At 68.6% G+C, this 10,387-nt stretch carries 11 protein-coding genes and 1 pseudogene; 5 read left to right on the plus strand and 7 right to left on the minus strand.

From position 1 onward, the window contains the following. Positions 1–168: 168 nt before the first annotated feature. Entirely contained in the window at positions 169–705 is a 537-nt protein-coding gene (locus AWC19_RS27605) for an NUDIX domain-containing protein (RefSeq protein ID WP_085081246.1), read from the minus strand. Positions 706–750: 45 nt separating this feature from the next. On the opposite strand from AWC19_RS27605, the gene AWC19_RS27610 reads away from it, so the two are divergent. Continuing rightward, positions 751–1,122, plus strand: a complete 372-nt coding sequence (locus tag AWC19_RS27610) for a nuclear transport factor 2 family protein (protein WP_085081247.1) — start codon at positions 751–753, stop codon at positions 1,120–1,122. A 61-nt stretch (positions 1,123–1,183) separates the two neighbouring features. Continuing rightward, entirely contained in the window at positions 1,184–2,905 is a 1,722-nt protein-coding gene (locus AWC19_RS27615; protein WP_085081259.1) for an NAD-binding protein, read from the plus strand. Here AWC19_RS27615 and AWC19_RS27620 read toward each other — a convergent pair. Continuing rightward, positions 2,902–3,780 (minus strand): LLM class flavin-dependent oxidoreductase, encoded by an 879-nt coding sequence (locus AWC19_RS27620; protein ID WP_085081248.1) that lies wholly within the window; start codon positions 3,778–3,780, stop codon positions 2,902–2,904. The two genes, AWC19_RS27615 and AWC19_RS27620, sit on opposite strands and share 4 nt — an antisense overlap. A gap of 70 nt (positions 3,781–3,850) precedes the next feature. Between AWC19_RS27620 and AWC19_RS27625 the strand changes: the two genes are divergently transcribed. After that, positions 3,851–4,264 (plus strand): VOC family protein, encoded by a 414-nt coding sequence (locus tag AWC19_RS27625; protein ID WP_085081260.1) that lies wholly within the window; start codon positions 3,851–3,853, stop codon positions 4,262–4,264. A gap of 49 nt (positions 4,265–4,313) precedes the next feature. Beyond that, complete coding sequence (locus AWC19_RS27630; RefSeq protein WP_085081249.1) at positions 4,314–4,703, plus strand: VOC family protein; 390 nt, start codon at positions 4,314–4,316, stop codon at positions 4,701–4,703. Between the two features lie 10 nt (positions 4,704–4,713). On the opposite strand, the gene AWC19_RS27635 is transcribed toward AWC19_RS27630, so the two are convergent. From AWC19_RS27635 to cysD, 4 genes and pseudogenes are all read right to left on the minus strand, one after another. Then, positions 4,714–5,373 (minus strand): GntR family transcriptional regulator, encoded by a 660-nt coding sequence (locus tag AWC19_RS27635; RefSeq protein ID WP_085081250.1) that lies wholly within the window; start codon positions 5,371–5,373, stop codon positions 4,714–4,716. 508 nt (positions 5,374–5,881) lie between these two features. Then, positions 5,882–6,367 (minus strand): Rrf2 family transcriptional regulator, encoded by a 486-nt coding sequence (locus tag AWC19_RS27645; RefSeq protein ID WP_085081251.1) that lies wholly within the window; start codon positions 6,365–6,367, stop codon positions 5,882–5,884. A gap of 43 nt (positions 6,368–6,410) precedes the next feature. Next, on the minus strand, positions 6,411–8,264 hold the full coding sequence (gene cysC / locus AWC19_RS27650; protein ID WP_085081252.1) for an adenylyl-sulfate kinase: 1,854 nt from the start codon (positions 8,262–8,264) through the stop codon (positions 6,411–6,413). Next, positions 8,264–9,261: pseudogene (gene cysD / locus AWC19_RS27655) on the minus strand (sulfate adenylyltransferase subunit CysD). The gene cysC and the pseudogene cysD overlap by 1 nt, the downstream one beginning before the upstream one ends. A gap of 118 nt (positions 9,262–9,379) precedes the next feature. Here cysD and AWC19_RS27660 point away from each other — a divergent pair. Next, the gene (locus AWC19_RS27660) at positions 9,380–9,799 is read left to right on the plus strand and encodes a PaaI family thioesterase (protein WP_085081254.1); all 420 of its coding nucleotides are present in this window, start codon (positions 9,380–9,382) and stop codon (positions 9,797–9,799) included. A gap of 15 nt (positions 9,800–9,814) precedes the next feature. Here the strand turns inward: AWC19_RS27660 and AWC19_RS27665 are convergent, their stop codons facing one another. Next, positions 9,815–10,306 (minus strand): beta-class carbonic anhydrase, encoded by a 492-nt coding sequence (locus AWC19_RS27665; protein ID WP_085081255.1) that lies wholly within the window; start codon positions 10,304–10,306, stop codon positions 9,815–9,817. Positions 10,307–10,387: the final 81 nt, after the last annotated feature.

Genomic DNA, 10,387 nt, shown 5'->3' on the forward strand with positions numbered 1-10,387 from the left:
CTGTACCCGGCCGTGAACGCGTCGCCGGCCACCTCACAAGGCCAGCCACAAGCGAAAGTGGCGGCGACGGAACGCAATTCGTCGCAGCGGTGACCCGCGACCCGCCGCTGCCGGAAGATTGCGGTGCGTGATCGCCATGCAGGGGCCGACCGATGCCGACCCGGGAATTCATCGCTCGCGCAGCAGGAACAGACCGTAGGCGGCGATCGACTGCGCGTCGGCGATAACGCCCGAGCGCATCATCTGCTCGACGTCTTCGCGCGAGAACCACTCGCTGCGCATGTCCTGCTCCTCGTGCTCGCGGTCCGCCTCGCCCTCGATGATTCCGGTGGCCAGGAAAACCCAGCCGCGCTGACTGCTCATGCCCGCGGCGACGTCGAGCTGCCCGAGCGCCTCGAACGACGTGGCGCGCAACCCGGTTTCCTCACGCAGCTCGCGCGCGGCCAGCTCGGACGGTTCGGCCTCCCTCAGATCCGGTGCGCTGCCCTGCGGGAACTCCCAGCGGCGCGCGCCGAGGGGATAACGGAACTGCTCGACCAACCGGAACCGACGCCCGTCGTAGGGCATCACCAGGGCGTACGTCGGCTTGTCCACCACGGCATAGATGCCGGGACTGCCGTCGGGGCGGCGGATGTCGTCCTCCCGCAGCACCAGCCACTGGTTGCGATAGATCTCGCGGGATGCCACGCGTTCGATGGAATGCACACCGCAAGTATCGCCGTCGGTCGAACCGCTGTAGCGTCCGAAGGCATGCCATCCCCGGAAGCCATCTCGCAGACCGTCAATCGCTACCTGGACCTGGTGGCCAAGGGCGCCACCGACGACATCGTGGCGCTGTACGCCCCCGACGCCACCCTCGAGGATCCGATCGGATCGGACCTGCGGCGCGGCCATGATTCCATCCGCGAGTTCTACGCCGGGTTCCAGGACCTCAAGAAGGACACCGAACTCGCCGAAATCCGGCCCGCCGGCGCCGAGCCCGCGTTCTTGTGGCACCTCACGCTCGACGCCGGCGACACCCGCACCCGCATCTCCCCCATCTCGGTGATGACGTTCGACGAGGACGCGAAAATCACTTCGATGCGCGCGTTCTGGTCGCCTTCGGACGTCAAGGTCGGCTAACCAGCGAACGCCAAACGTCACCGGAGGTGGGCCACATGCCGGACGACTCGAAGCGTGGATGATGCGCGGCCACATCATCGTCAGCGGTGACGACGCGCTGGCGAGGACGATCGTCGAGGAGCTCAACAACGCCGGCGTGCACATCGTCAAGCTCGCCACCGCCGCCGAGCTCGCCACCGCCGGGGTCGCCCACGCCCAGGCGGTGATCTGCGTCGGCGACGACGACGCGACCAACCTCGAAATCGCGCTGCTGGCAAGGAAAGCCAACCCCGAGGTGCGGGTGGTGGCCCGGCTGGCCAACGATGTGCTGCGGACGGCGATGACGGCCGACCGGCGTCCCGGCGCGATCCTGGACGTCGCGGACCTGGCGGCGCCGTCGGTCGTCGAGGCGTGCCTGGCCTACACCGCGCACCCGTTCGAGGCCGCGGGCATCGAATTCGTCGTCTCGGGCGTCGAGGCACCGCGCGACGCGACCCTGCGCGAGATCTTCGGTGATCTGGCGCCGGTGGCGGTGATTCACGGCGAGAACTGCGCGACGCCGGGCGCCGTGGAGACCTGCCCGGGCCGCGACCTGACGGTGCACGCCGGTGACTGGACCGCCATGATCGGCACCACCGGCGAGCTCGCCGCCCGTGGGATCGAGGTCCCCCGCCCGGCCAGCCTGCGGTCGCGCCGCACGCGGATGCGCCGCGCGCTCGATGTGGTGCGCGGGCTGCGCGACGACGTCAACCCGATGTTCCCGCGGGCGTTGCTGGCCGCGGCGTGCCTGCTGATCGGCTCGACGGTCATCCTGCGCTTCAGCTACCAGGGCTACCAGCCGCACCCGAGAATGGCGTGGCTCGACGCGCTGTATTTCAGCGCCGAGACGATCACCACGGTGGGCTACGGCGACTTCAGCTTCTCCCACCAGCCGACCTGGCTGCGGCTGTTCGGTGTCGCGCTGATGTTCGCCGGCGTGATCACCACCGCTCTTCTGGTTGCGTTCATCGCCGACCTGCTCTTGTCGCAGCGCTTCGCGCACTCGGCCGGCCGGCGGCGGGTGCACCGCCTGCGCAACCACATCATCGTCGTCGGTCTGGGTTCGTTCGGCAGCCGCGTCGTCGCCGACCTGGTCGCCGCCGGATACGACGTCGCGGTCATCGAACGCGACGAGAACAACCGGTTTTTGTCCTCGGCGGCCGACCTCGACGTGCCGGTGATCTTCGGCGACGCGACGCTGCGCAAGACGCTGGAATCGGCCGGCGTGGCCCGGGCCCGGGCGGTGGCCGTGCTGACGCAGGACGACATGGTGAACATCGAGACCGGCATCGTGCTGCGCGAGATGCTGGGGCCGCGGGTGACGCCCGAAGCGAATCGGCCGAATGTCCCCCTGGTGCTGCGCGTGTACGACCGTGTGCTGGGCGCCGCCGTGGCGCAGCGGTTCGGATTCGAAAACGTGCGATCCACAGTCGAATTGGCCGCGCCGTGGTTCATCGGCGCCGCGATGGGCCTGCAGGTGCTGGGGACGTTCTCGGTGGGGCAGCGCTCCTTCATGGTCGGCGGGATGCACGTGGCACCGGGCAGCGAACTCGACGGGTTGAAGATGTTCGAACTGTCCACCCAAACCCGCGTCATCGCGATCACCCGCCAGGACGCCCCCGTCGCGTTGCACCCGCGCCGCGACGCGTGGCTACGGGGCGGCGACACCGTCTACCTCGTCGGCCCCTACCGCGAGCTGATGGCGACCCTGCGCAAGGGGCAGCCTCCCCAGGAACCGGCCGACGAGGAGCGTGCGTCGGCCTAAATTTCTTTCGCCACGTCGGCCGCGCGGCGCAGCTGGGCGAGGTCCGAGCTGGTCGGGATCAGCTGCACCTCGTCGGCGCCGATCCCCTCGAACTTGCGCAGCACCGCAAGCAGCTCGTCCTCGCTGCCGGCCCACCCGGTCATCGGCGCCATGGCGTCGACGTATTCGGCCGGTATCCAGTTCATGTAGCGCCGCAGATGACGATGCACCTGGGCGCGGGCCCGCTCCGGCGGCCCGAACGCGAACCAGAACGACGTCACCAGGTGCGGTTTCGGCTTGCCGGCCCGCGCCCACGCCTCGCGCGCCACGTCGAACAGCTCGTTCTGCTTGGCGACGTCGAGGTCCAGCGTGGTGCCGGCCAGCCCGTCGGCCCAGGCGGCGGCGCTGCGCACCGTCTTGGGACCGATGCTGCCGACGAGCAGCGGCGGACCTCCGGGCTGCACCGGCGGCGGCCCGACAGGCACCGTCGACTCCGTGATCTTCTCGCCGGCCCACACCCGCTTCATCACCGCCACGCGTTCGGCCATGCCGCGGATCGTCTGCGTCGCCGGGTCGGCGCCCACCGCGCGGTAGTCCTCGTGCCGACCGCCGACGCCGACGCCGACGGTCAGCCGGCCACCACACAGCATGTCGCCGGTGGCCAGCGCTTTCGCCAACATCACCGGGTCGTGTAGCTGCGGCACGATCACCGTCGTCACCAGCCGCACCCGCCGGGTCCAGGCGGCCAGCGCGCCGAGCAACGTCAGGTTGTCCGGGTTGTCGAAAGCGATGCGCTCGCCCCAACACAGCGAAGAGAACGGACCCTCGTCGACGGCGCGGGCCCAGTTCTCCAGCACCGTCGCGTCCAGGTCCGGCTCCATTACCGGCATGGTCATCGCTATCCGCACAGCGGCGATTGTGGCACGGGAGTCAACATCCGCTGGCTGGAGTGGCAGCATGGGCGAGGTGGGTTTCACCAGCACCTCCATCGCGCACGTGCGGTTGACCGTGACCGACATCGAGCGATCGCGGCACTTCTACGAGACCGTGTTCGGTTGGCCGGTGTTGCTGGAAGTCCCCGAGAACGCCGACGAAGCCACCCGCAGCCAGTTCGGCTTCCTGTTCGGCGGGGTCGTCTACGACCTCGGCGGCACGCTGCTCGGTTTGCGGCCGGTCGCCAAGGACCGCTTCGACGAGGACCGCGTCGGTCTGGACCACATCGCGTTCCGGCTCGGCAACAAGGCCGAATTGGACGCGGCGGCAACCCATCTCGACGAAGTGGGGGTGCGGCACGAGCCGGTCAAAGACATTGGGCCGTCCTACATCCTGGAGTTCCGCGACCCCGACAACATCGCCCTGGAGCTCACCGCCCCGAAGTGAGCGTCGCTCGTTGTCGCGGCGTGCCCGGAGTGGTTGACTGGAAAGAGCTATGACCATCTGTTTCAACCACACGATCGTCGCCGCCCGCGACAAGCGCGAGTCCGCGGAATTCCTCACCGAACTGTTCGGCCTGCCCGGCCCGAGACCGGTCGGCCCCTTCATGGCCGTGACGCTCGAGCACGGCGTCGACCTCGACTACGCCGACGCGCCCGAAGGCGAGGAAATCCGCCGCCAGCACTACGCATTTCAGGTTTCCGACGAGGACTTCGACGCGATCTACGCCAAGATCACCTCACGCGGCCTGCAGCACTGGGCGGACCCCCGCCAGCAACGCCCCGGCGAGATCAACCACAACCACGGCGGGCGCGGCGTGTACTTCCTCGACCCCTCCGGGCACGCCATGGAGATCCTGACCCGACCCTATGGCCCTCACAGCTGAGCGGGCCGGCCTAAATCGGCTCGGCAAGCCCCAGCGCGCGGACGGTGCCCGCCAGGTGGGTCCGCACGCTTTCGAGGGCCCTGTCCAGATCGCAGTCCCGCAGCGCCTCGGCGATCGCAAGATGCTCGTCCATGATCGTCGTGACGCGGGCCGGCTCGCGGAGCATCGACTCGCCGGTCATCCGCATCTGGCGGTCGCGCAGCGACGAGTAGAAATTCGCCAGGATCGCATTGCCCGACTCGTCGACCGTGATGCGGTGAAACGCGCGGTCGGCGGCCACGAACTCCTTCCAGTCCGACACGGCGGCGGCGTCGCGCTGCCGCTGCAGCTCGCGGGAGAGCCGGTCGAACACCGCCGCGCAGACGGCGGGCCCGCGGCGCACCACCTTGCCGATCGCGAACTGCTCGAGGACCAGCCGGGCCTCCATGACGGCACGGACCTCGTCGGCCGATACCGGGACCACGAAGGCCCCGCGCTGCGGGTACAGCCGCAGCAGCCCCTCGGCCTCGAGCCGCAGAAAGGCCTCCCGCACCGGCGTCCGCGACATGCCCAGGGCCGCGGCGACGTCGCCCTCGCTGATCAGCTCACCACCGGCAAACGCCCCGCTCAGGACCTGGTTCTTCACGTACTCCAGCGCGCGATCCTTGGCCGTCGGCGCCTTCGCCGCCACGACGCCTCCTCGGAGGTAGCTCGTATCCAAATTGTGTGCACACCGTACCCGGGCGCCGGGTGCATCACAGGCAATACTCAGATACAAGTGGAATATTACTTGGGCACAGGCAACGGAACGCTGAAAGAAGCCGGAATGTCGAACGCAAACTCGGGACAGTCAGCCCTCGAATCGCCGGATGCGGACCCGCCGTCTCCCGCGTCGACGACCCGTAAGCGCCGCCGGGCCCTCACGCTGCTGATCGGCACCGCCGCCTCGTTGGGCCTTTCAGTGCTGGTCGGGGCGACGGCCAGCGCCGACCCCCACGGTACCGGCAGCCCAAGCCCCTTCGGCACCCTCAGCTGCACCTGCCCCGGCGCAGCTCCAGCCGGCAGCCCGGCCAGAACGCAGGCGATAACCCGCGGCATCCGGGACGGTCTCGCCGCCGCGCCACCCGCCCCGGCCCTGTCCAGCACAGTTTTGCCGTAGCGACCAATTCGGTTGCCGTGCAACGGCTTAACTTGGATCGCTAGTCCGCGCGCCGCCGCGCGCCGTGCCGCTCGCTTTCCTGCTCGCGGTAATCGTCGGCCAGCCGCGCGACGTGCTTGGGCAGCGTACCGCTCGCGACGTCGGCCAGCGTCGTCTCCTCCAGCACCGAACGCATGCTGGCGCGCAACGCCCGCCACACGTCGGCCAGGGGCGCGGTCGGCCCGGAATACGGGAGGTCACCCAGCCCGATGTCGCGGACGCTTGCCAGCGGTCCGTCGATGCAGCGCAGCACGTCGGCGATGCTGATCTCGTTTCCCGGACGGGCCAGTTCGTAGCCGCCCTCGCGACCGCGATGGCTGCGCACCAGGCGGTCGGTGCGCAGGTTGGTCAGGATGTCGACGAGGAATTGCGGCGGGATGCCCTGCGCCTGGGCCAGGTCTTCGGTCTTGACCAGCGTGCCGCTGTCCACGGTGGCGAGCTGGACCATCGCCCGCACCGCGTACTCCGCCTTGGCTGACATCCGCACGCTGTGGATTGTGCCACCCGGCGCGGCGACTCGAACGGGCGCGCTACTGCCGCCACTCCAGCAGCTCGATGATGCTCTGCGCCTGCTCCTCCAGCGTGCGCTCCGGGGTGAGCCGCAAATCCGGATTCTTCGGCCGTTGATACGGGCTGTCGATGCCGGTGAAGTGCGTGATCTCACCGGCGCGGGCTTTGGCGTACAGCCCCTTGGGATCACGCTTTTCGCAATCGGCAAGTGGGGTGTCGCAGAACACCTCGATGAAGTCGAACCCGGCGTCGGTGTGCACCTTGCGCGCCATCTCGCGATGTTCGGCCAGCGGGCTGATCGCCGGCACCAGCACGGTTTGGCCGGAGTCGGCCAGCAGCGTGGCGACGTGCGCCAGCCGGCGCAAATTCTCCGCGCGGTCGGCCATGGAAAAGCCGAGGTCGGCGTTCAGGCCGTGACGCAGGTTGTCGCCGTCGAGAACGTAAGCGGGAACGCCCTTTTCGAGCAGCTTCTGCTCGACCAGCATGGCCACCGACGACTTACCGGCCCCCGACAAGCCGGTGAGCCACACCGTCCTGCCCCGGGCGGCCCTGTCGGCCGCGGTGACGAGCGACTTGTGCCGCACGGTATTCGGGCTCGCGGATTGCGCGGAGACGTCACGCAACACCATGCCCGCGGCCACGGTGCCGTTGGTGTCGGGATCGATCAGGATGAACGATCCCGTGCTGGCGTTGCGGGTGTACTCGTCGAGCAGCAGGGGCACCACGGTGCGCAGCGAGATGCGGCCAAGTTCGTTCAGCTTCAACGCCGTTACGGTCTTGTCACGGTGCAGCGTGTTGACGTCGAGCCGGTAGTCCAGCCCGGTGACCCGCGCGCGCGTGGTCCGGGTGGTGTGTTTGATGACGTAGTCGCGGCCCGGCTCGAGCGCCGAGTTGTCGGCCATCCAGCACACGGTGGCGTCGAAATTCTGCGTGACCCTGGGCTGGTTGTTGGTGCGGGCGATCATGTCGCCGCGGGAGATGTCGATGTCGTCGTCCAGGCTGACCGACACGGCCATCGGCGGAAACGCCTCGTCCACTGGGCCATTGGGGCCGTCGATGGCGGTGATGCGGGTGGTCTTGCCGACCGGCAGCACCACCACCTCGTCACCCGGGCGCATCACCCCGCTGGCCACGGTGCCGGCGTAGCTGCGGTGGTCCTGGTGCTCGAGGGTCTGCGGGCGGATGACGTATTGGACCGGGAACCGCACGTCGACCAGGTTGCGGTCGCCGGCGATGTAGACCTCCTCGAGGTGCGACAGCAGCGCCGGCCCCTCGTACCACGGGGCCTTCTCGGACTTGGTCACCACGTTGTCGCCGTGCAGCGCCGACAGCGGAATGGTGGCGACGTCCTGCACGTCCAACCGCGCGGCGAAGGAGTGAAACTCGTCGCGAATCGCCTCGAATTTGCCTCTGTCCCAATCGATCAGGTCCATCTTGTTGACCGCGAGCACGATGTGCTGGATGCCCAGCAGCGAGGCCAGAAACGCGTGCCGGCGCGACTGCTCGAGCAGCCCGTGCCGGGCGTCGACGAGCACGATCACCAGCTGCGCGGTCGACGCACCCGTCACCATGTTGCGGGTGTACTGGATGTGGCCGGGGGTGTCGGCGATGATGAATTTCCGCTTGGGCGTGGCGAAGTAGCGGTAGGCGACGTCGATGGTGATGCCCTGCTCGCGCTCGGCGCGCAGGCCGTCGGTGACCAGCGCCAGGTCGGTGTAGTCGTGGCCGCGCTCCTTGGAGGTGCGCTCGACCGACGCCCACTGGTCTTCCATCACCGCCTTGGAGTCGTAGAGCAAGCGCCCGATCAGGGTGGACTTGCCGTCGTCGACGGAACCCGCTGTGGCGAGCCGCAACAACGTCGTCGGGGCGGCCATCAGAAGTACCCCTGTCGCTTGCGGTCTTCCATCCCGGCCTCCGAGATCCGGTCGTCGGCCCTGGTCGCGCCGCGCTCGGTCAGCCGCGCCACCGCGGTCTCGGCGATCACCTCCGACACCGTGGCGGCCTCGGATTCCACGCATCCGGTGCAGGTGACGTCGCCGACGGTGCGGAAGCGCACCGCCGCCTCGAACACCGGCTCGTCGGCGCGCGGCTGCATGTGCCGGTGCACGGCGAGCAGCATGCCGTCGCGGCGAAACACCTTGCGGCGGTGGGCGAAATAGATCGACGGCAGCTTGATCTTCTCCGCGCCGATGTAGGACCAGATGTCGAACTCGGTCCAGTTCGACAGCGGGAAGACGCGGATGTGCTCGCCCTTGTGATGCCGGCCGTTGTAGAGGTTCCACAGCTCGGGCCGCTGCGCCTTGGGGTCCCACTGGCCGAACTCGTCGCGGAAGCTGAACACCCGCTCCTTGGCCCGCGCCTTCTCCTCGTCGCGGCGCGCCCCGCCGAAGGCGGCGTCGAACTTGTTCTCCCGGATGGCGCGCAGCAGCGTCACGGTCTGGATCGGGTTGCGTGACGGGATCGTCTCGACGACCCGGCCGGCGTCGATGTCGTCTTGCACCGACGCGACGACCAGGCGCACCCCGGCCTCGGCGACCAGTTCGTCGCGGGTGGCGAGCACCTCGTCGAAGTTGTGGCCGGTGTCGACGTGCATGACCGGAAACGGCAGCCGCCCGGGCCGGAACGCCTTCAAGGCCAGGTGCAGCATGACAATGGAGTCCTTGCCGCCGGAGAACAGCAGCACCGGCCGCTCGAACTCCGCGGCCACCTCCCGGATGATGTGGATGGCCTCGGCCTCCAGCGAGCGCAGATGGCTCAACTCGTACTGTCCGGCTGCGGGGCCGGCCTTCACAGCGCTGGTCATCGCTCCCTCGTCGGACCCGAATTATGGATAAATTTGATCGGATTGACCATATTTATGGTTATAACCACTTATGGAACCAGCCGGGAGAGTCGCTGTCAATCCTGTGTCAGGACGAACAGCGGACGCTTTACGCCACGGCCGGTAGTTACCCTTTGCCGCGCCGGCCCGATGCGAAAGCATGGACGCATGACTACTGGAACTCAGAGCGGCCGCGACGTCATCGCGCAGTTCCTCCCCCAGTCGCCGTTCGTGGCGAAGCTGGGAATCGTGGCCGATCAGCTCACCGACGACGAGGTCCGGCTGCGGCTGCCGTGGGACCCGTCCAACGTCACCGTCGGCGACATGGTCCACGGCGGCGCGATCGCCACGCTGGCCGACCTGACCGTGATGGCCGCGGCGTGGTGCGGCGCCGAAGCGCCGCCGGAGCTGCGCGGCGTGACCGTGTCGATGACGCTGGACTTCATGGCGCCCGCCCGGGCCACCGACGTGATCGGCGTGGGCCGGGTGCTGCGGCGCGGGCGGTCGCTGACCAACTGCGAGGCAGAGATCGTCGACCCGGAGGGCCGGCTGCTGGCCAAGGCCCTCGCCACGTACAAGGTGGGCTAGCTTCGGCGGGCCGAGCTAGAGCGTTACTTCCTCGAGCCTGCCGGTGGCGACGTCGAAGACGAAGCCCCGCAACGACACCTGCTTGGTCACGAACGGGCTGTTGTCGATCCGGCGCAGCGACTGCCGGACGTCCTCGGCGACGTCCGGAAACGCCTCGGCCGCCCACGGCGGTTTGACCCCGGTCTCGTCCTGGATCGCGCGCTTGAAGTCGTCGTCGGTGAAGGTGAGCATCCCGCAGTCGGTGTGGTGGATCAGGATGATCTCGCGCGTCCCGAGCAGGCGTTGGCTGATGGCCAGCGAGCGGATCACGTCGTCGGTGATCACCCCGCCGGCGTTGCGGATGACGTGCGCCTCCCCCTCGTTGAGGCCGAGGATGCGGTAGACGTCGAGCCGGGCGTCCATGCACGCGACAACCGCGACGTGCTTGCTCGGCGGCATCGGCAGCGGTCCCTCGAAGCCGCCCGCGTACCGCGCGTTGTTGGCCACATAGTCGTCGGTAACCGTCACGCCAGCCCTACCTTTCGGACTGTCGGTTGATGGTTCGGGCCAGGAGTGCGGGATGATCAGCCGGTGCTGGTGAGGCAGGTA

The sequence above is a fragment of the Mycobacterium palustre genome (assembly GCF_002101785.1).
GTDB classification, from domain to species: domain Bacteria; phylum Actinomycetota; class Actinomycetes; order Mycobacteriales; family Mycobacteriaceae; genus Mycobacterium; species Mycobacterium palustre.

Bases quoted from the DNA above. Each gene is read 5' to 3' on its own strand.
- AWC19_RS27610 (WP_085081247.1), top strand. From the start codon at position 751: ATGCCATCCCCGGAAGCCATCTCGCAGACCGTCAATCGCTACCTGGAC.
- AWC19_RS27630 (WP_085081249.1), top strand. From the start codon at position 4,314: ATGACCATCTGTTTCAACCACACGATCGTCGCCGCCCGCGACAAGCGC.
- AWC19_RS27620 (WP_085081248.1), bottom strand. From the start codon at position 3,780: ATGACCATGCCGGTAATGGAGCCGGACCTGGACGCGACGGTGCTGGAG.
- AWC19_RS27660 (WP_085081254.1), top strand. From the start codon at position 9,380: ATGACTACTGGAACTCAGAGCGGCCGCGACGTCATCGCGCAGTTCCTC.
- AWC19_RS27615 (WP_085081259.1), top strand. From the start codon at position 1,184: ATGCGCGGCCACATCATCGTCAGCGGTGACGACGCGCTGGCGAGGACG.
- cysC (WP_085081252.1), bottom strand. From the start codon at position 8,264: ATGGCCGCCCCGACGACGTTGTTGCGGCTCGCCACAGCGGGTTCCGTC.